The organism is Allorhizobium paknamense (assembly GCF_030815125.1).
Classification (GTDB): Bacteria; Pseudomonadota; Alphaproteobacteria; order Rhizobiales; family Rhizobiaceae; genus Allorhizobium; species Allorhizobium paknamense.
Genome location: NZ_JAUSWH010000004.1, coordinates 182,510 through 201,635, shown reverse-complemented (window position 1 = coordinate 201,635; position 19,126 = coordinate 182,510). Strand labels below are relative to the sequence as shown.

At 60.4% G+C, this 19,126-nt stretch carries 18 protein-coding genes and 1 tRNA gene; 7 read left to right on the top strand and 12 right to left on the bottom strand.

All coding sequences use genetic code 11. From position 1 onward, the window contains the following. Window positions 1-52: 52 nt before the first annotated feature. Window positions 53-835, bottom strand: a complete 783-nt coding sequence (locus tag QO005_RS08625) for an enoyl-CoA hydratase (RefSeq protein WP_307157590.1) — start codon at window positions 833-835, stop codon at window positions 53-55. A 137-nt stretch (window positions 836-972) separates the two neighbouring features. Beyond that, window positions 973-1,866: a bifunctional DNA-formamidopyrimidine glycosylase/DNA-(apurinic or apyrimidinic site) lyase gene (gene mutM / locus QO005_RS08620; protein WP_307157589.1), complete on the bottom strand. Its 894-nt coding sequence runs from the start codon at window positions 1,864-1,866 to the stop codon at window positions 973-975. A 155-nt stretch (window positions 1,867-2,021) separates the two neighbouring features. On the opposite strand from mutM, the gene ubiE reads away from it, so the two are divergent. From ubiE to QO005_RS08595, 5 genes are all read left to right on the top strand, one after another. Continuing rightward, entirely contained in the window at window positions 2,022-2,798 is a 777-nt protein-coding gene (gene ubiE / locus QO005_RS08615) for a bifunctional demethylmenaquinone methyltransferase/2-methoxy-6-polyprenyl-1,4-benzoquinol methylase UbiE (RefSeq protein ID WP_307157588.1), read from the top strand. A gap of 4 nt (window positions 2,799-2,802) precedes the next feature. After that, a complete protein-coding gene (gene ubiB / locus QO005_RS08610) occupies window positions 2,803-4,380 on the top strand; it encodes a 2-polyprenylphenol 6-hydroxylase (RefSeq protein ID WP_307157587.1) in 1,578 nt (525 codons plus the stop codon). Between the two features lie 410 nt (window positions 4,381-4,790). Beyond that, window positions 4,791-6,284 carry a sensor histidine kinase gene (locus QO005_RS08605; protein ID WP_307157586.1) on the top strand — a complete coding sequence of 498 codons (1,494 nt, stop codon included), beginning with the start codon at window positions 4,791-4,793 and terminating at the stop codon, window positions 6,282-6,284. Beyond that, window positions 6,281-6,718, top strand: a complete 438-nt coding sequence (locus tag QO005_RS08600; protein ID WP_307157585.1) for a response regulator — start codon at window positions 6,281-6,283, stop codon at window positions 6,716-6,718. The genes QO005_RS08605 and QO005_RS08600 overlap by 4 nt, the downstream gene beginning before the upstream one ends. Window positions 6,719-6,734: 16 nt before the next feature. Next, entirely contained in the window at window positions 6,735-7,769 is a 1,035-nt protein-coding gene (locus QO005_RS08595; protein WP_307157584.1) for a response regulator, read from the top strand. 126 nt (window positions 7,770-7,895) lie between these two features. On the opposite strand, the gene deoA is transcribed toward QO005_RS08595, so the two are convergent. The 10 genes from deoA to QO005_RS08545 form a co-directional block, all read right to left on the bottom strand. Further along, window positions 7,896-9,209 (bottom strand): thymidine phosphorylase, encoded by a 1,314-nt coding sequence (gene deoA / locus QO005_RS08590; protein WP_307157583.1) that lies wholly within the window; start codon window positions 9,207-9,209, stop codon window positions 7,896-7,898. Between the two features lies 1 nt (window position 9,210). After that, the gene (gene deoC / locus QO005_RS08585) at window positions 9,211-9,984 is read right to left on the bottom strand and encodes a deoxyribose-phosphate aldolase (protein WP_307157751.1); all 774 of its coding nucleotides are present in this window, start codon (window positions 9,982-9,984) and stop codon (window positions 9,211-9,213) included. A 122-nt stretch (window positions 9,985-10,106) separates the two neighbouring features. Next, window positions 10,107-10,904, bottom strand: coding sequence for a purine-nucleoside phosphorylase (locus QO005_RS08580; RefSeq protein ID WP_307157582.1), 798 nt, complete (start codon window positions 10,902-10,904; stop codon window positions 10,107-10,109). Beyond that, window positions 10,901-11,293 carry a cytidine deaminase gene (locus QO005_RS08575; protein WP_307157581.1) on the bottom strand — a complete coding sequence of 131 codons (393 nt, stop codon included), beginning with the start codon at window positions 11,291-11,293 and terminating at the stop codon, window positions 10,901-10,903. The genes QO005_RS08580 and QO005_RS08575 overlap by 4 nt, the downstream gene beginning before the upstream one ends. Before the next feature lie 3 nt (window positions 11,294-11,296). Beyond that, complete coding sequence (locus QO005_RS08570) at window positions 11,297-12,268, bottom strand: ABC transporter permease (protein ID WP_307157580.1); 972 nt, start codon at window positions 12,266-12,268, stop codon at window positions 11,297-11,299. Between the two features lie 12 nt (window positions 12,269-12,280). Beyond that, window positions 12,281-13,384 carry an ABC transporter permease gene (locus QO005_RS08565; RefSeq protein ID WP_307157579.1) on the bottom strand — a complete coding sequence of 368 codons (1,104 nt, stop codon included), beginning with the start codon at window positions 13,382-13,384 and terminating at the stop codon, window positions 12,281-12,283. Window positions 13,385-13,391: 7 nt separating this feature from the next. Further along, window positions 13,392-14,903 (bottom strand): ABC transporter ATP-binding protein, encoded by a 1,512-nt coding sequence (locus QO005_RS08560; protein WP_307157578.1) that lies wholly within the window; start codon window positions 14,901-14,903, stop codon window positions 13,392-13,394. A gap of 199 nt (window positions 14,904-15,102) precedes the next feature. After that, complete coding sequence (locus QO005_RS08555) at window positions 15,103-16,098, bottom strand: BMP family lipoprotein (RefSeq protein WP_307157577.1); 996 nt, start codon at window positions 16,096-16,098, stop codon at window positions 15,103-15,105. A 229-nt stretch (window positions 16,099-16,327) separates the two neighbouring features. After that, on the bottom strand, window positions 16,328-16,978 hold the full coding sequence (msrA, locus tag QO005_RS08550; protein WP_307157576.1) for a peptide-methionine (S)-S-oxide reductase MsrA: 651 nt from the start codon (window positions 16,976-16,978) through the stop codon (window positions 16,328-16,330). A gap of 142 nt (window positions 16,979-17,120) precedes the next feature. Then, window positions 17,121-17,441: a hypothetical protein gene (locus QO005_RS08545; RefSeq protein WP_307157575.1), complete on the bottom strand. Its 321-nt coding sequence runs from the start codon at window positions 17,439-17,441 to the stop codon at window positions 17,121-17,123. A 233-nt stretch (window positions 17,442-17,674) separates the two neighbouring features. Here QO005_RS08545 and QO005_RS08540 point away from each other — a divergent pair. Together QO005_RS08540 and rpsT are read left to right on the top strand one after the other, a co-directional pair. Continuing rightward, a tRNA-Ser gene (locus tag QO005_RS08540) sits at window positions 17,675-17,764 on the top strand. A 312-nt stretch (window positions 17,765-18,076) separates the two neighbouring features. Further along, the gene (gene rpsT, locus QO005_RS08535; protein WP_307157574.1) at window positions 18,077-18,343 is read left to right on the top strand and encodes a 30S ribosomal protein S20; all 267 of its coding nucleotides are present in this window, start codon (window positions 18,077-18,079) and stop codon (window positions 18,341-18,343) included. Window positions 18,344-19,126 lie beyond the last annotated feature (783 nt).

Sequence of the window (19,126 nt, the reverse complement as noted above, 5' to 3'; positions counted from 1 at the left end):
ATGAATTTGAGATATTCGAAATCTTTTCGAGCCTTGGCATAAGGTCGCTCTGTTACCGGTCCTTGAAGGCGGGTTTGCGCTTTTCGATGAAGGCGGCCATGCCTTCCTTCTGGTCTTCCGTGGCAAAGAGCGACTGGAACAGGCGGCGTTCGAAGCGCAGGCCCTCGGCGAGCGTCTGCTCCGCAGCGCTTGAAATGGCCTCCTTGGCCATCAGCACGGCAGGCTGGGAGAAGGAGGCGATTTTGCCGGCGGCGGCAAGGGCTTCCTCCAGCAGCTTCTCGGGCTGAACGATGCGGGCAACGAGCCCGGCGCGCTCGGCCTCTTCCGCATCCATCATCCGGCCCGTAAGGCAGAGATCCATGGCCTTTGCCTTGCCAACGGCGCGGATCAACCGCTGCGTGCCACCCATGCCGGGAATGATGCCGAGGGTGATTTCCGGCTGTCCGAACTTCGCCGTGGGCGAGGCGATAATGAAGTCGCACATCATCGCCAGTTCCGCGCCGCCGCCTAGCGCAAAGCCGGAAACGGCAGCGATGATCGGCTTGCGAAAGCCGGCCACTTCCGACCATCCGGCGAGAAAATCCTGCCGGTAGATGGTGGTGAAGTCCAGCGCCTGCATTTCCTTGACATCGGCGCCCGCCGCAAAGGCCTTTTCCGAGCCGGTCAACACCACGGCGCGCACCTCGGGATCGGTCTGGCAGGCCGAAAGCACGGCGATCAGTTCCGTCAGCACCGTGGAGTTCAGTGCATTGAGCGCCTCCGGGCGATTGAGGCGGATCAGCATGACCTGTCCATGCCGTTCCAGGATCAGCGTTTCAAACGGGGTTTCGCTCATCTTTCTCTCCTCTTGTACCAAGGCTCGAAGATTCTAAGGCATCCTCGCCTTGAAAAAATTCGACTATCTCAAATACATCAAGGGCTTGAGATATTCGAAAGGGGAATAGGAAAAGTCATTTTCAATGACTCTTCCTATTACTTTTGGCAGGTCGGGCAATAGAAGGTCGAGCGTCCGGCCTGGACGATGCGGGTCACGGTACCGCCGCATCCGGGGGTGCGGCAGGGCTCGCCCTCCTGGTCGTAGACATTGAAACTGTGCTGAAAATAACCGAGCGATCCATCGGTCTGGATATGGTCGCGCAGCGAGGAGCCGCCTGCGGCAATCGCTTCAGTGATCACCTCGCGGATGGCCAGTGTCAACTGTTCCAGTCCCATGCTCGGCGTGCCATCGGCGTTCACCAGCGTGCCTGCGGCGCGGTCCGGCGCCAGATGGGAGCGCCACAGCGCTTCGCAGACATAGATATTGCCGAGGCCCGCAATGTTTTTCTGATCGAGCAGCGCGCTTTTCAGCGGTTGGGCGCGGGACTTGAAGCGGCTTGCCAGATAATCCGCGCTCAGCGCATTGCCCAGCGGCTCCGGTCCAAGCCCTGTAAAGGCGGCGTGGCTTTCCATGCTGCGGCGCTCCACCACATCCATGAAGCCGAACCGGCGCGGATCGTTATAGATCACCTTCACCGCCCCCTTTTCCGGCGAGGTCAGATGGAAGATGACATGATCGTGCTTCTCGTCCTTGGAGCGGGCATGGTGAAAGTCACCCGGCTGCGCCTCACCCTCCTCCTCGACGATGCGATAGGAGCCGGACATGCCGAGATGGGACAGGATGGAGGTGCCGTTCTCAAGGTCGATGAGCAGATATTTCGCCCGCCGCGACAGGGCGGCGATCCGCTGGCCTTCGGCCAGGCCAGCCAGATTTTTCGGAAGCGGAAAGCGGAGATCCGGCCTTCGCAGCTCCAGGCGGCGGATGGTCGCACCCTCCATAAAGGGCTGAAGTCCGCGTTTTACCGTCTCCACCTCTGGCAATTCCGGCATGGGGGCTCCATCTTTCTGTTTCGGTGGGCGTCGCAATGGGTTAAGGACGAGGGCAAGGACCCGATCCGGCGCCCGGACAGCAACGCTGCGATACCTATCCTATCGCGGTTGTTTCCGCCACCGCCTGGCAAGATGACGTAGAGTGGAGTGATCCGATGGCTGAACACCGTATTTCCGCCGAGGGCGGCATGGAAACCTCCTATGGGTTTCGCGAGGTGCCGGAGGGGGAAAAGCAGGGCCTGGTCAATGAGGTCTTTCACAAGGTCGCCAAACGCTACGACATCATGAACGACGTGATGTCGGCGGGCATGCACCGGCTCTGGAAGGATGCCATGGTGGCGGCCCTTCATCCGCGCCGCGATCCGAATTACAAGGTGCTGGACGTGGCCGGCGGCACGGGCGACATCGCCTTTCGCATCATCGAAGCCTCGAAGCGCACGGCCCATGCCACGGTGCTGGATATCAACGGCTCGATGCTGGCGGTGGGCGCGGAGCGGGCGAAAAAGCGCGGCCTTTCCGAAAACCTCACCTTTGTCGAAGCCAATGCCGAGGACCTGCCCTTTGGCGACAACCAGTTCGATGCCTATACGATTGCCTTCGGCATTCGCAACGTGCCGCATATCGACAAGGCGCTGTCGGAGGCCCATCGCGTGCTGAAGCGCGGCGGACGTCTGCTGGTTCTGGAATTTTCCGAGGTGGAGATGCCGTTGCTCGACCGGGTCTACGACGCCTGGTCCTTCAATGCCATTCCGCGGTTCGGCAAAATGATCACCGGCGATGCCGAGCCCTATCAGTATCTGGTGGAATCCATCCGCAAATTTCCAAACCAGAAGGATTTTGCCGCCATGATCGGCAAGGCGGGCTTCTCGCGCGTCTCCTTCACCAATTACACCGGCGGCATCGCGGCGCTGCATTCCGGCTGGAAGATCTGAGGCGATGAGCACAGTCAGCGCCTATGTCCGGCTGGCGCGGGTCGGCTGGATCCTCGTCCGCGAAGGGGTCGTTTCGGCACTGCCCTCCGAGGGGCTGCCGCCGATGGTGACGCTGGCGAAAAGCGTGGTGTCGGCCTTTGCCCGCAAGCGCGCCTCGCATCTCACCCGTGCCGATCGCCTGTCGCAGGCCATCGAAAGGCTGGGGCCGTCCTATGTGAAGATCGGCCAGTTTCTCGCCACTCGCCCCGATGTGGTGGGGGCGGAACTGGCGCAGGACCTGACCGGCCTGCAGGACCGCATGGCCTTTTTCCCATCCGAGGCAGCGAGAACCGCCATTCGCGACTCGCTGGGCCGCACGGTCGAGGATCTCTATCTGGAATTCGGCCAGCCCATCGCTGCCGCTTCCATCGCCCAGGTGCATCCTTGCCTGGTGGCAACGCCTGCCGGGCCGAGAAGGGTGGCGGTGAAGGTGGTGCGCCCCGGCGTGCGCCGCCGCTTCGCCGCCGATCTGGAGGTCATGTATCTGGTGTCGCGCATGCAGGAACGCTTCCTGCCGCATATGCGCCGCCTGAAGCCGGTGGATGTGACGCGGACGCTGGAGCAGACCACCAAGATGGAGATGGATCTGCGGCTGGAAGCCGCAGCCCTTTCGGAGCTTGCGGAAAACACGCGGGACGATCCCGGCTTCCGCGTGCCCGCTGTCGATTGGGAGCGCACGGGCCGCGACGTCATCACCATGGAGTGGATCGAAGGCGTCAAGATGTCGGATGTCGAGGGGCTGAAGGCCGCCGGGCATGACCTCAACGCGCTGGCCGATGCGCTCATCCAGTCCTTCCTGCGCCATACGCTGCGGGACGGCTTTTTCCATGCCGACATGCATCCCGGCAATCTCTTCGTCGATCCGCAGGGGATGATCGTGGCGGTCGATCTCGGAATTTCCGGGCGGCTCGGCAAGAAGGAGCGGCGGTTCCTGGCGGAAATTCTCTATGGCTTCATCACCCGCGATTACCTGCGGGTGGCGGAGGTGCATTTCGAGGCAGGCTATGTTCCCGGCCATCACAATGTCGCAAGCTTTGCCCAGGCCATCCGCGCCATTGGCGAGCCGATCCACGGCCAGTCGGCGGAAACCATCTCCATGGCGCGGCTGCTCAGCCTGCTGTTCGAGGTGACGGAACTCTTCGACATGGCGACGCGGCCCGAACTCGTCATGCTGCAGAAGACCATGGTGGTGGTGGAGGGCGTGTCGCGCATGCTCAATCCGCAATTCAACATGTGGAAGGCCTCCGAGCCGGTGGTGGGCGCCTGGATCCGCGACAATCTTGGCCCCAAGCGCATCGTGGCCGATGTGAAGGATGGGCTGAAGGCTGCCGTGCGGGTGGCCGAAGCCCTGCCGGAGATTGCCGCCAAGACCGAGAAATTCCACGGCGAACTCATGCATATGAGCGAGCATGGTCTGCGCTTCGACAACGAAACCGCCGAGGCCATCGGCAAGGCGGAGGCGCGGCATTCCCGCTCCGGGCGCGTGGCGCTTTGGGTTATCGCGTTGGCGCTGGTTTCCATTGCCCTGCATCTGGTGCTGTAGGACGGATCGACATTCAGGCTTGAGCGGGCTGCAAACGGCAATTTGTCTCAGCTTCCGGTACTCATGTACGTTAAGTACACTCCGTTCCGGTTCTCGAAAATCACCGTTTTCGCCTCACTCCAGCCTGAATGTCGATCCGTCCCAGGGCCCTATAATCCATCTCAAAAAAAGATGAGGCTGCCCGGAACCATTCCTGCTTTCCCGCGTTAGATGCGAAACCGGTCGCATGGCGGGCGTTCCGGTGGTCAAGAGAGGCGGGCTTGGATATCTCGGTATGACGGGATATCCAAGCCCGCCTTGGTGCGTGGATGAGAGGGCATGGCGCGAGACGGTCTGGACGATCAAACGGTGAAGGCATTACCATCCGGCTTCTTTTCCCGGCTTTATGGGCCGGTGTGAGGGCGGGACGAATGTCGGCGACCAATGCTATTTTCATGCGCTCCACCCTGCTGATGCTGGCGGTAGGAGCGGTCATTCTTGTGAGCCTGATTGCCTCTTCGCTTTGGCTGGTGGGGCGGACGCGCGACACCTTCAGCGTCGTGGTGGAAGAACGCACGATCCGCAGCACCAGTGCGGATCTTCTGCAGGCTTTGACCGATGCGGAAACCGGGCAGCGCGGCTATATCATCACCCGGCAAAACGAATTTCTGACGCCCTATGACAATGCGGTGAACCGGACCGAAACCCTGATGTCGGCCCTTGAGGAGCAATTGGCCCGGCATCCGGAGCGGGCCCATCGCGTGCCGCAACTGCGTTCGCTGGTGCAATCCAAGTTGAAGGAATTGTCGGCGACTGTCGATCTGGCCCGCAGTGGCCGCTGGGACGAGGCGGTTTCGGTGGTGCGCGGCGGCTTCGGCAAGAATGTCATGGATGATGTTCGCACCATTCTGGATGAGGTGCGCAATGACGCCGACCGCAGCCTCAACAACGGCGTGTCCGCGCAGCTTTCGGCCAGCACCTGGCTGAAATGGTTTACTCTTGGTGGCGCCGTTGCCATCGTGCTGGTCGTCGGCGGGGCCATTGCCATCATCATTCAGCATGTGCGCGAGCTTTCCGAAGCGCGCAATGAGGTGGAGGTGCTGAACCGGGGCCTCGAGGAACGCGTTCAGGAGCGCACCGAGGATCTGATTCAGGCCAACCAGGAGATCCAGCGTTTCGCCTATATCGTCACCCATGATCTCAGAGCCCCCCTCGTCAATGTCATGGGCTTTACCGCCGAACTCGACACCGCGCTCAAGGCTCTCCAGACCTATGTACTGGCCGATGGCGACAGTTTGAGCGAGCAGCAGATCGCCGACGCCCGTCTGGCGGCCGCCGAAGACCTGCCGGAAGCCATCAATTTCATCCGCTCCTCGACGCGCAAGATGGATGGGCTGATCAACGCCATCCTGAAGATTTCCCGCGATGGGCGCCGTCAGCTGAAGCCGGAAAAGGTCAGTCTGAAGGAGATCATCGAAATCACTGCGGAAAGCGTGCACCATCAGATTGCCGAAAGCGATGGCCGGACGGACATTCATATCGCGGTGAACGAGATCATTTCCGACCGGTTGTCCATCGAGCAGATTCTCGGCAATCTGTTCGACAATGCCATCAAATATCGCCGGCCCGACCAACCGCTGATTTTATCGGTGCGAACGGTTCAGGACGGCAGACATTTCGTTCGGATTGACATAGAAGACAATGGACGTGGTATTGCCGAGGAAGATCACGAGAGAGTTTTCGAACTCTTCCGCCGATCCGGCCAGCAGGACCAGCGCGGGGAAGGCATAGGCCTTGCGCATGTTCGTTCACTCGCCCGCAATCTGGGCGGTGAAATTACGGTCAAGTCTAGCCTTGGCGCGGGGTCCACCTTTATCCTGCGTCTGCCAATGGATCTTTCGAAGCTTGTACGGAGTAGCGCATGAAAGCGGTGGGCAAGGAAGTCACGATCGTCATGATCGAAGATGATGAGGGCCATGCGCGCCTTATCGAAAAAAACGTCCGCCGCGCTGGCGTCAACAACGAGATCATTCCCTTCGCCAATGGCAATGAGGCGCTGGATTTCATTCTGGGACCGGACCGTTCCGGCGAGGTCTCGCGCGACCGCTATCTCCTGATCCTGCTCGATCTCAACCTGCCCGACATGTCAGGCACCGATATTCTCGAAAAGGTGAAGAACAACCCGTATACGCGCCGTTTGCCGGTCGTCATCCTGACGACCACCGATGATGAGCGGGAAATCCAGCGCTGCTACGACCTGGGCGCCAATGTCTACATCACCAAGCCGGTGGATTACGACAATTTCGCCAACGCCATCCGGCAGCTCGGCCTGTTCTTTTCCGTCATGCAGATTCCGTGAACCGAGCCGTACCGGCATGAATGTCCGCATCCTTTACCTCGATGACGATCCGGCCATAGCGCGGCTGGTGCAGAAGGTCTTCAGCCGCAACGGCCATTCCGTCAGCCACGCGGAAGATCTGGAGCAGGCGCTGGAGCTTCTGGGCCGCGAGACCTTCGACGCCATCGTACTCGATCATTATCTGCGCGCCATGACCGGTCATGATGTGCTGGCGCGGCTGCGGGCCGAAGGCATTTCCCTGCCGGTGGTCTATGTCACGGGGTCCAACGAGGCGGAGATTGCGGTCAACGCCATCAAGGCCGGTGCATCCGATTATGTGATCAAGAGTGTCGGTGAGGATTTCCTGCCGCTTTTGATGAGCGCCATCGAGCAATCCGTGGACAATGCCCGGCTGCGCGCCGAAAAGGCCAGAGCCGAGGAGGAAATCCGCCTGGGCAAGGAACGGGCGGAAGCGCTGCTGGCGGAGGTGAACCATCGCGTCGCCAACAGTCTGGCGCTGGTGGCAAGCCTCATCCGCCTGCAGATTTCCAATGCCCGCAGCGATGAGGTCAAGGCGGAACTGGCCGAAACGCAGGCGCGCATCACCGCCATTGCCGGCATGCACCGAAGCCTTTACACCTCGCACGATGTCAGCCGGGTCGATCTCAACATCTATCTCGCCAATCTGGTCGGGGAAATCGGCAATTCGCTGGCAAGCCCCGAGCGGCAGATCAATCTGACGGTGGAGGCCGACCCGCTCTCGCTGAAATCCGACAGGGCGGTGTCCGTTGGCATGATCGTCACCGAACTCGTGACCAATGCCTATAAATATGCCTATCCGGAGGCTTCGGCCGGCGATATCCGGGTGCGGCTGAAGCAGACTGGCCCTGATCAGGCCCTGCTGACGGTGGAGGATGACGGCGTCGGGATCACGGCGGATGCCGCCCCAAAAGGCACCGGCCTTGGCAGCCGCATCATCAAATCCATGGCCGCCTCGCTCGGTGCCGGGCTGAGCTATGAGGAGCGCAGCCAAGGCACTGTGGCCCATATTCCGATTGATCTGACAAGATAGGGCTTATACCAAGGCTCGAAGATGCGTCAGCCTCCTCGCCTGGAAGAGATTTCGAATATCTATGAGTCAGGGGCTTGAGATATTCGAAAATGGAATAGGAACTGCCATCTTCAATGACCCTTCGTATCAGTCTTCGATGCGTTCGATCACCACCGGGCGCGCCATGGGACGGGTGTCCTCGATGGCATAGGCCGCGACCAGAGCGTCTGCGGCGCGCGCGCCGCTTGCTTCCTCGGCGGCGTGGACAAAGCCCAGTACATCGCCGCGCGCCACCTCCGTGCCCAGCGGCAGGAGCCCGCTGAAGCCGACGCTGGGATCGATCGTATCGGTGGGTCGCCGCCGACCGCCGCCGAGATCGATGACGGCAAGGCCAAGATCGCGGGTTTTGACGGAGGCGAGATATCCGGCCTTGCCAGCCAGCACGGGAATGGTGACCGGCGCGGACGGCAGATAATCGGCTGCACGCTCCAGAAAATCATGCGGGCCGCCAAGGCCATGCACCATGCGGGCAAAAACCTCCGCCGCCGCCCCGCTCTTCAGGCTGGCGCGGCAACGGGCCTCGGCACGGTCGCGGTCCACCTCGACCCCGGCATTGACCAGCATCTCTGCGCCGAGTGCAAGCGTCACCGCCTCAAGCCGCGTGCCTGTCTTTTCGCCTTTCAGGAAAGAGACGGCGTTCAGAACTTCCACCGCGTTTCCGGCAGCATCGGCCAGCGGCTCATTCATATCCGTCAGCAGGGCGGTGGTTTTCATGCCCGCGCCATTCGCCACCTCCACCAGAGCTTCCGCCAGGGTGCGGGCTTCGGTCATGTCGCTCATGAAGGCGCCATTGCCCACCTTCACGTCCAGCACCAGGCTGGTAAGCCCGGCGGCCAGCTTTTTCGACAGAATGGAGGCGGTGATCAGCGGCACGGATTCCACCGTGGCCGTCACGTCACGCACGGCGTAAAGCCGTTTGTCAGCAGGGGCCAGATCGCCGGTTTGGCCGATGATCGCAGTGCCAACCTCGGCCACCACCTTGCGAAAGCCTGCGGCACTCGGCTGGATTTCATAGCCCGGAATGGATTGCAGCTTGTCCAGAGTGCCGCCGGTATGGCCGAGGCCACGACCGGAAATCATCGGAACGGCCAGCCCGCAGGCCGCCATCAGCGGGGCGAGCATAAGAGAAATATTGTCGCCGACGCCGCCGGTGGAGTGCTTGTCGGATATCGGCCTGTCCAGCCCGTTCCAGGCGAGAACCGTGCCGCTGTCGCGCATGGCAAGGGTCAGCGCCACGGTCTCATCCCGGCTCATGCCCCGCAGAAACACCGCCATGGCGAAAGCGCCGATCTGCCCTTCCGAAAGCCTGTCTGCCGAAAGCGCCTCAATGAAGGTGCGGATCTCACCGGCGGACAGGCTCTGGCCGTCGCGTTTGCGGCGGATGATCTCCTGCGGCAGCATCTCAATATCCCGAAGCGGCTGCCGTCGATGCGCCTCCACCGAGCACAGTCACGATATCGTTGAGCAGACCCGATGCACCAAACCGGAAGGTGGAGGGCATGACCCAGTTCTCGCCCATGATGGCGCTGGCGTGGCGGAAATAAAGTGCAGCATCCCCCACGCTCGAAATACCGCCAGCCGGCTTGAAGCCGATATTCTTGCGGCTGTCGCGAATGGCCTGCAGCATGATGTCGGCGGCTTCCAGCGTTGCATTCACCGCCACCTTGCCGGTGGAGGTCTTGATGAAATCCGACCCTTCGGCAATGGCAAGCTCCGATGCGCGACGGATGAGTTGCGGCTCCTTGAGTTCGCCGGTTTCCAGAATGGTCTTCAGCAGCACCGGCGATGGGCAGGCGGCCCGCACCGCACGCACCATCTCCGACACGGCGGCCTCATCGCCCGCCTTCAGCCTGGTATAGGGAATGACCAGATCGATTTCGTCCGCACCATCGGCAATGGCGTGTTCGGTCTCCCGCACCACCTCGTCCACGGAAAGCGCACCGGAGGGAAAGTTCACCACGGTGGCGATGCGGATGCTGTGGTCGGTTCCAAACAGGCTGCGCGCCTGCGCCACGAAGCGCGGCCAGATGCAGACCGCCGCCGCTGCGCCGTAGGGCGTGCGGGCGCGGGCTACCAGCGCCGTTATCTCTTCTGGCGTGCAATCTTCCTTCAGATTGGTCAGGTCGAGGACCGAGAGGGCCACGGCGGCGCATTCACGCAGTTCGCGATTGTCCAAGGTCATTTCCTCCGGCAGGGTTAGCACATTTCCGGTCAACACGGGTTCAGCGGATATGCTCTAAGTTTTTGTTTTTACGCATTTCCGGAGGGAAAAACCGTTTCCACTTTTCCTGGAAATGCTCAAGTTATCAACGCCAGCATTGTCTTCAATATCCGGGCCAGCTTACTGCCGCCGATCGGGGCCATGTCCTTGGTCTCGTCATGGCTCAGTTCGTCGCCCGTCATGCCCGCACCATAATTGGTGATGACGGAGGCTGCCGCAAGCCGCAAGCCCAGGAAACGGCCCAAAATCACTTCCGGCACGGTGGACATGCCCACCGCATCGGCGCCCAGCAGCCGTGCCATGCGGATTTCTGCCGGCGTTTCGAAGCTCGGGCCGGAAAACCACATGTAGACGCCCTTGGGCAGTGCAATCCCTTCGGCCTCTGCCGCCTGCCGCATGGCCTCCGCCAGTTCGGCATCATAGGCTGCCGTCATGCCGACGAAACGCGCGTCGCTCGGCTCGCCGATCAGCGGGTTGAGGCCGGAATAATTGATATGATCGGTGATCTGCATCACCGAGCCCGGCGGCAGGTCGGGACGCAGCGACCCTGCGGCATTGGTGAGGATCAAGGACTGAACGCCCAGTTCCTTCAACACGGTCAAGGGCAGGCGCATGGCGCTGGCATCGCCGCTTTCGTAATAATGCACCCGGCCAGCCAGCACGATCACCGGCACGCCGTTCAAATGTCCCGCCACCAGTTCCTTGGCATGGCCGGAGACGCCGCCTGCGGGAAAGCCCGGTAACTCGCCATAGGGGATGCGCACCGCATCGCTCACCTCATCCGCCAGCCCACCCAGGCCGGAGCCGAGGATGATCGCGATACGCGGCAGCAGCCCATTCAGCCGGTCCACCAGCAGGTCGGTTGCGGGCATCATCCGAGAATGTCCGTCTCGAAGCTGAAGGGCAGAAGTTCTTCCATGGTCAGGGTCTTCTGAACGCCCGCCTCGTCGCAAAGGTAGATCCGGGTGTCGGCGCTGGCAAATTCCCGGATTTTCTGGCGGCAGCCGCCGCAGGGCGGGCAGAGCGCCAGCTTCTCGGCAATCACCGCAATTTCCCGGATTGTCTTGCCGCCACCCATGATCATGCAGCCGATGGCCGTCGGTTCGGCACACCAGCCCTGCGGGAAGGACAGGTTCTCGATATTGGCCCCGGTGTAGATCTTGCCGTCATCGGCGCGGATGGCGGCGCCCACCGGAAATTTGGAATAGGGCGCATGTGCCTTGGCCATGGCATCGCGGGCGGCTTCGAACAGATCATGCGCCATGGATCAACGCTCCTTCACATAGGGCACGCCGCCAGCCTTTGGCGGCTTGGCCGCGCCAATAAAGCCTGCCAGCAGAATACAAGTGAGAATATAGGGCAGGGCCTGGAAAATTTGCACAGGCACTTCGCCTATGCCCGGCACGGCCTTGCCCTGCATGAAATTGGCCAGCGCATCGAGAAAGCCGAACAGCAGGCAGGCAAACATCACCGGCACAGGCTTCCACTTGGCAAAGATCAGCGCGGCCAGTGCGATATAGCCCTTGCCCGCCGACATGTCCTTGATGAAGGCCGCGGACTGGGCAATGCCGAGATAGGTGCCGGAAAAACCGCAGAGCAGGCCCGCAACGATCACTGCTCGATAGCGTAGCCACTCCACGGAAATGCCTGCCGTATCCACTGCACCCGGATTTTCACCGACCGCCCGTAGCCGGAGCCCGAAGCGGGTGCGGTAGAGCACCCACCAGGACAGCGGCACGGCCAGAAAGGCCAGATAGGTGAGGATATTATTGCCGGAAATGACATTGACATAGAGCGGGCCGATGATCGGCACCTCGCGCATGGCGTCCACGCCCGGCAGGGTGATCGGTGAAAACCGGGCATCGCCGGAAAGCTGCGGGGTGCGGCCGCCCTGTCCGTACCAGGCCTGCCCCAGCACGGCGGTCAGGCCCGCAGCGACAAAATTCAGCGCCACGCCGGAAATGATCTGGTTGCCGCGATTGGTGATCGAGGCAAAGCCGTGAATGATCGAAAAGACGATGGAAACGCCGATGCCGCCGAGAAGCCCGGCCCAGGCCGAGCCGGTGAGATAGGCGACGACGGCAGCAGCAAAGGCTGAGGCCAGCATCTTGCCTTCGAGACCGATGTCGAAGATCCCGGCGCGTTCCGAAAACAGCCCGGCCAGCGCCGTGAAGATCAGCGGTATAGAAAGCCGCACGGTGGAGCCGAGGATGGAGACCAGCATGTCGAAATTTTCCATGATGCTGGCTCCTTACGATTTCTTGAACGACAGATAGAGGCGCACCAGCGCCGGTCGGAACATGAATTCCAGCGCGCCCGCAAAGAGAATGACGAGGCCCTGGATGACCACGATCATGTCGCGGGTAATATTGGGCATGTCGAAGGAAAGCTCCGCGCCCCCCTGGTAGAGAATGCCGAACAGAATGGCCGCAAGTACGATGCCGAGCGGATGGCTGCGGCCCATCAGCGAGACGGCAATGCCAACGAAGCCCGCGCCGCCCACGAATTCCACCTGCAAACGGGCCGATGCGCCCATCACCGGGTTGAGCGCCATCATGCCCGCCAACGCCCCGGAGAGCAGCATGGCGATGACGACGATGCGTGTATAGGAAATACCGGCATAGGAGGCCGCCGAGCGGGAAATGCCGAGCGTGCGCATTTCATAGCCCAGCTTGGTGCGCCAGATCAGCACCCACACCACCACGCACATGACGAGCGCGATGATGAAGGAGACGTTGAAGGGGGCCGCCCCTAGCTTCAGGCCGAACAGGGCCAGCAGCCAGTCCAGCTTCGGCAATTGCCCGCCCTCCAGGAAGGTGCGGGTTTCCGGCGCCATCTTGCCGGTGACGCGCAGCACATTGACCAGCAGATAGACCATCAGCGCCGAGCCGATGAAATTGAACATGATGGTGGTGATGACCACATGGCTGCCGCGTCTTGCCTGCAGCCAGGCCGGAATCAGCGCCCAGGCCGCACCGAACACCGCAGCGCCCAGCACGGCAAAGGGCATGGTGACATACCAGGGGCAGTAATGATCCAGCGCCAGCGCCACCAGCGCAGCACCCAGCCCGCCGACATAGGCCTGGCCTTCCGAGCCGATATTGAACAAACCGGCATGATAGGCGACCGCCACGGACAGGCCGGTGAAAATGAAATTGGTGGCATAAAACAGCGTGAAGCCGATGCCTTCACCCCGGCCAAGCGCGCCTTGCAGCAGCAGCACCAGCGCATCCCACGGATTTTCACCGATGATCCAGACGACGAGCCCGGAAATGAGAAAGGCGAGGATCAGGTTGATGAGCGGCAGCAGGCCGTAGGTGATCCAGTTCGGAAGGGGAATGGAAGCGGTGCTCATCAAAACCTCAAGCGGCAATACCGGCCATCATCAGGCCGAGCGTCTGTTCCGTGGCATCCGACGGCTTCTCGCCAACGATCCTGCCTGCAAACATCACCAGGATGCGGTCGGAGAGTGCGCGGATCTCATCCAGCTCCACCGAAACCAGCAGCAGCGCCTTGCCAGCGTCGCGCGTTTCCACGATGCGGCGGTGAATGAATTCGATGGCGCCGATGTCGACGCCGCGCGTCGGCTGGCCGATCACCAGCATTTTCGGATTGCGCTCGATTTCGCGGGCCACGACGATCTTCTGCTGGTTGCCGCCGGAGAAATTGGCGGTTTTCAGCCGGGCATTCGGCGGGCGGATGTCATATTTGGCGATTTCGACCTCGGCGGCGGCGCGGATGGCGACGGGATCGAGGAAGGGACCTTTGCCGTAGCGCTGATCCCGGTGATAGCCGAGAATGGCGTTCTGGCTTTCCTCGAAGGGCAGCACGAGGCCCATGTGGTGACGGTCTTCCGGAATATGGCCGATGCCCAGCCTGCGCAGCATGGCCGGATCGAGCCCCGAGACCTTCTGGCCTTCCAGCAGGATCTCGCCCGATACAGGCTTGCGGATACCGGTAATGGCCTCAAGCAACTCGCTCTGCCCGTTGCCGGCCACACCCGCAATGCCAACGATCTCGCCGGCGCGGATATCGAAGGAGACGTCATCCACCATGGTAACGCCGCGATTGTCCTTGACGGTCAGGTTGCGGACCGACAACAGAACCTCGCCCGGTTGGGCGGGCTTCTTGTCCACCCGCAGAAGAACCCGGCGGCCAACCATCAGCTCGGCCAGTTCCTCCACCGTAGTTTCCGCTGTCTTGCGGGTGGCGACGATCTCGCCGCGCCGCATGACGGAGACCGTATCGGTGATGGCCATGATCTCGCGCAGTTTATGGGTGATCAGAATGACCGTCTTGCCCTGATCGCGCAGCACGCCGAGGATCTTGAACAGGTGATCGGCCTCGGCAGGCGTCAGCACGCCGGTCGGTTCATCGAGGATCAGGATGTCCGCGCCGCGATAAAGGGCTTTGAGAATTTCGACGCGCTGTTGCAGGCCAACCGCCAGTTCCTCGATTACCGCATCGGGATCGACATCGAGGCCGTAATCCTTTTCGAGCTGCTTCAGCGAGGCGCGGGCCGCATCCGTGCCCCTGGCCAGCAATGCCCCGCCTTCGGCGCCCAGCATGATGTTTTCCAGCACGGTGAAGTTTTCGACCAGCATGAAGTGCTGGTGCACCATGCCAATGCCGGCCGCAATTGCCGCCTGGCTGTCCTTGATGGTGATGGTTTCGCCGCCCACTTTGATCGAGCCCTGGTCGGCCTGATAAAAGCCGTAGAGGATCGACATCAGCGTCGACTTTCCCGCGCCGTTTTCGCCGATGATCCCGTGAATGGACCCCTTGGAAACCGTCAGGTTGATGTTCTTGTTGGCGTGAACCGGACCGAATTTCTTGTCGATCCCGATCAGTTCAATCGCAGGCGCTTGAACCACGTCATAAGCTCCAGAAAATGCGGTGGGCCCATCAATCCATGGGGGAATTGCTGCGCTCCAATCCAAAAGCGCATCGCATGTTTTGGAGAGCGCCACAAGAGATCTGCCGCTCAAATGAGCAGCGGACAAATTTGAACAGCAAAGTCTCGACATGAAAAAGGGTGCGAAGCGAAAGACACCTCGCACCCTCTCAGACGTCTCAGCCCTTCGGGCAGGCGTTGTCGGTCATGTAGTCATGCACCTTGATCTTGCCGGCAATGATATCGGCCTTCGCCTTGTCGACGGCTGCCTTCATCTCGGCGGTGATCAGCGCCTTGTTGTTGTCGTCCATGGCGGGCATGACGCCTTCTTCCTTCACGCCCAGCGTCTGGATGCCGCCGGTGAACTTGCCGTTCTTGGTGTCCATGAAGGCGTTGTAGACGGCCAGATCGACGCGCTTGACCATGGAGGTCAGCACCGAGCCCGGATGCAGGTGGTTCTGATTGGAATCGACGCCGATCGAGAACTTCTTGTTATCGGCTGCCGTCTGCAGCGCGCCGAGACCAGACGCACCGGCTGCCGCATAGATCACGTCGGAGCCCTGGTCGATCTGGTTCTTGGTGAGTTCACCGGCGCGAACCGGGTCGTTCCAGGCAGCGCCCGTGGTGCCGACCATGTTCTGGAAGACTTCGATCTTCGGATTTGCAGCGCGTGCACCCTGCTCATAGCCGCATTCGAACTTGCGGATCAGCGGAATATCCATGCCGCCGACGAAGGAGACCTTGCCGCTCTTCGAGGCCATCCCGGCCAGAAGACCGACGAGGTAGGAGCCTTCCTCTTCCTTGAAGGTGACGGAGCGCACATTCGGCTTGTCAACGACGGAATCGACGATCACGAACTTGGTGTCCGGAAACTCGCCGGCCACCTTTTCCATTGCCGAGGTCCAGGCAAAGGACACGGCGACAACCGGGTTATAACCGCGCGAGGCGAAGTTGCGGATGGCCTGCTCGCCCTGCGTATCGCTGGTGGGCTCGAAATCCCGGAACTTGATGCCCGTCTCCTTGGAGAACTTCTCCGCGCCGTTTGCAGCCGCTTCGTTGAAGGACTTGTCGAACTTGCCGCCGGTGCCATAGACCAGGGCCGGCTGGAGATCGGCAGCGAGCGCCGTACCGGACATGGCGACCATGGCAAAAAGCGAAATAAGGGATTTCTTCATTGTGCAGCCCTAGTGTTGCTATTGATGTTCTTGAGCGGCCCGGCTGCTTTCAAAGCATCATGACGGGCGCGCCTGCCCCCTCTCAAGGATCTGGCTGGCGCGCATCCTTGCATGGCTTTGCGAAAAATTCACCAGATTTTTTTCATCCGGTAAATAATAGTAAACTCGCTGAATTTTCAGGCATAAAAGCTGAAAAATCAGACGCATCCGCATCGTTTATGCTGCTTTTCTAGCCGATCGGGCAGGCCACACCGGTGCCACGCAATCCACAATAACCATTGGGATTTTTCGCCAGATATTGCTGGTGATAGTCCTCGGCATAGTAAAATGGACCTGCGGGCGCGATCTCGGTGGTAATCTCCTGAGCATGGCCTGCCTTGCGCAGGGCGGCCTGGAACAGGTCGCGTGCAGCGGCTGCTTTTTCCAGATCGGCCTCGTCTTCGGCATAAATCGCCGAACGATAGGTCGTTCCGATATCATTGCCCTGCCGCATGCCCTGGGTCGGATCATGGGCCTCGAAGAACACCTTGAGCAGATGGTCGAGACTGGTCTGGCCGGGATCGTAGACCACTTTCACCACTTCCGTGTGGCCGGTGAGCCCGGTGCAGGTCTCTTCATAGGTCGGATTGGGCGTCAGGCCACCCTGATACCCGGCAGCCGTGACCCAGACGCCCTTCTGGTTCCATAAGAGCCGCTCCGCACCCCAGAAACAGCCCATGCCGAGAAAAATGGTTTTCATACCGTCGGGGTAGGGGCCTTTCAGGGGGCGGCCCGAGACATAATGCAGCTTGGCGGTTGCCAGCGGCTGGTCCCGCCCGGGCAGGGCGGTCTCGGCCGTCGGCATCACGGTCTTCTTGCTGAACAAGCGATCGAGCAACATGGTCATCTCCTTCTCGGCCTGCTTTTCAGGCCGGTTTGGCGGTCATTCACTTCTATATAGCTATCGCATTTCAAACGGCCATCTCACGGCCTGCGCAGGCAAATGTTCCAAGGAAAAACGCCTTGGCCAGTGCGTTCAGGCATCAGGCGGCAAACCGGCCAGCAGGCCGCGGCCGCCGGTATCCGGCCATCCAAAGCAGCAGCGCAAGGACGAGAAACACCGCGAAGCCCGGCTGCCGCAGCATGCCTGCCTCGATCACCATCCAGACTGGCTGACCAAGATAGGTTTCCGTCAGGCTTCGAAATGCCAAAAGCGAGGCGGTATCCACACTTTTCCAGAGAGACCCGAAGCTCGTCGTGATCATGCTCGAAGCGGCGACGGAGGCGATGGAATCGAAACTTGCGGTCAAAACGGCAAGGATCAGGAAGACAAGGCTGAAGGCGCGCAAGACAAACCGGATCATGTTTTCCTCCGCTGGCGAGGCTTGCAAAACAGGCTGACCCCCGTGCGGATCAGGCTCGCCGCTTCCTGACTTCGACCGGTAATATGGTGCAGGCTCCCCGTGCCCGGCAATAAGCCAGCTGTGAAAACTTCACGAGAGCCACAAAAAATCTTTCACAATCGCCTTGCGCGCTGACGAATCCTTGGTATATGTCCGCCCCGAACGGCCAAGTCGACTATCGCACTGGCTGCGACGGACAGGTGGCCGAGTGGTTTAAGGCGCACGCCTGGAACGCGTGTGTACGTGAAAGCGTACCGAGGGTTCGAATCCCTCCCTGTCCGCCATCTAAACCGCTTTTCAGCGTGTCTGAATAAAATTCCCCCGATGTTATAGTCTGGAGCAGGTGTCCGTGGGCGGCTGCATCGCCATGGGTCGGATCCGGGAAGATACGTGCCCCGGCCCGGGGGCTCAGGCGGGAGAATGTGCGCCAGGCGGCAGAAAGCGCGTTGACGAGGGCGTTCTTTCCGGGTATATGCCCGCCCACAGTTAGGAAAGCTTCTGCTTTTTCCGCGATTGCATCCCGAAATGCTGATGAGACGGGTCGCAACATATCCGGCGGCAGGCAGGGGTTTGGTTGATATTCAAGAGAGGCATCCATGGCCAATACAACGTCGGCAAAGAAGGCGACCCGCAAGATCGCTCGCCGCACCGCAATCAACAAGAGCCGCCGCTCGCGCGTTCGCAACTTCGTTCGCAAGGTGGAAGAAGCCATCGCATCCGGCGATGCGACGCTTGCTGCTGAAGCGCTCCGCGCTGCCCAGCCGGAACTGCATCGCGCCGCTTCCAAGGGCGTGCTGCATGCCAACACGGCGTCGCGGAAGATTTCGCGTCTGGCGAGCCGCGTAAAGGCTCTCGCAGCCTAAGACTGCTGCTTTTTCAGTTTGAACGTAATGAGCCTGGCTTATGCCGGGCTTTTTGCGTTTTCTAAAATTCAATGCAGCCATAGCGGGTTTTGACAAAACGGTGTCACGCGCGTGACAGAATTAAATAATTAAAATCAGTGACTTAGAGGAGGTCTTTCCATTTTGGGCAGGTTGCCTTAACGGCAGGTGGTGGCAATATGGAGTCAAGAGAATTTTTTATTTTCGACAATTCCGTGGCAGTCCTTCGTTTTGAAACAGAAAACTCCTTGATTCAAAAGAGATTCTTTTTTGTGTTTTTTCGGAGCTCAGATGTCCCGCCGCGAGTCAATGCCGGGCTCTTAATTTTAGGTAAAATTCATTATTGATCTCCGTCGATGATCCTGCCTAAATGACTTTCAAGAGAGGCGCGGACAAAGGCTCCAAACGAGAGTTGAAGCCAGACCCGAACGGCTCGTTGAGCCGGCCTTTTGAAGCGGGGCGGTTCAGTTCCGTTTTTTCATACATAAGTTGCTTTTTGCCCCCGGGCCCTCGGGCACGGGACGGTTAAGTTTTGGTCTGTTGGGATCTTTGCCTGCGAACCGGATGACGGACATATTTGTCTGGAATACGCGGGCGGGGCTGAATATTCCGGGGCACCCATGTTCCCGGAGGGGTGTGTGAGGTGGCTCCTGCGTCATTCCTCAAATCGAGATCGATTTGAGGGAGATCATGCAGCGGATGTAAAATGTTACAGTGGCCTGCCTTTGATAAAAGGCCAGGTTCTGTCGGCAGAAGGAGATTTTG

Excerpts from the sequence above, each read along its gene's own strand:
- QO005_RS08625 (WP_307157590.1), bottom strand. The coding sequence starts at position 835 with ATGAGCGAAACCCCGTTTGAAACGCTGATCCTGGAACGGCATGGACAG.
- mutM (WP_307157589.1), bottom strand. The coding sequence starts at position 1,866 with ATGCCGGAATTGCCAGAGGTGGAGACGGTAAAACGCGGACTTCAGCCC.
- ubiE (WP_307157588.1), top strand. The coding sequence starts at position 2,022 with ATGGCTGAACACCGTATTTCCGCCGAGGGCGGCATGGAAACCTCCTAT.
- ubiB (WP_307157587.1), top strand. The coding sequence starts at position 2,803 with ATGAGCACAGTCAGCGCCTATGTCCGGCTGGCGCGGGTCGGCTGGATC.
- QO005_RS08605 (WP_307157586.1), top strand. The coding sequence starts at position 4,791 with ATGTCGGCGACCAATGCTATTTTCATGCGCTCCACCCTGCTGATGCTG.
- QO005_RS08600 (WP_307157585.1), top strand. The coding sequence starts at position 6,281 with ATGAAAGCGGTGGGCAAGGAAGTCACGATCGTCATGATCGAAGATGAT.
- QO005_RS08595 (WP_307157584.1), top strand. The coding sequence starts at position 6,735 with ATGAATGTCCGCATCCTTTACCTCGATGACGATCCGGCCATAGCGCGG.
- deoA (WP_307157583.1), bottom strand. The coding sequence starts at position 9,209 with ATGCTGCCGCAGGAGATCATCCGCCGCAAACGCGACGGCCAGAGCCTG.
- QO005_RS08580 (WP_307157582.1), bottom strand. The coding sequence starts at position 10,904 with ATGATGCCCGCAACCGACCTGCTGGTGGACCGGCTGAATGGGCTGCTG.
- QO005_RS08575 (WP_307157581.1), bottom strand. The coding sequence starts at position 11,293 with ATGGCGCATGATCTGTTCGAAGCCGCCCGCGATGCCATGGCCAAGGCA.
- QO005_RS08570 (WP_307157580.1), bottom strand. The coding sequence starts at position 12,268 with ATGGAAAATTTCGACATGCTGGTCTCCATCCTCGGCTCCACCGTGCGG.
- QO005_RS08565 (WP_307157579.1), bottom strand. The coding sequence starts at position 13,384 with ATGAGCACCGCTTCCATTCCCCTTCCGAACTGGATCACCTACGGCCTG.
- QO005_RS08555 (WP_307157577.1), bottom strand. The coding sequence starts at position 16,098 with ATGAAGAAATCCCTTATTTCGCTTTTTGCCATGGTCGCCATGTCCGGT.
- msrA (WP_307157576.1), bottom strand. The coding sequence starts at position 16,978 with ATGTTGCTCGATCGCTTGTTCAGCAAGAAGACCGTGATGCCGACGGCC.
- QO005_RS08545 (WP_307157575.1), bottom strand. The coding sequence starts at position 17,441 with ATGATCCGGTTTGTCTTGCGCGCCTTCAGCCTTGTCTTCCTGATCCTT.
- rpsT (WP_307157574.1), top strand. The coding sequence starts at position 18,077 with ATGGCCAATACAACGTCGGCAAAGAAGGCGACCCGCAAGATCGCTCGC.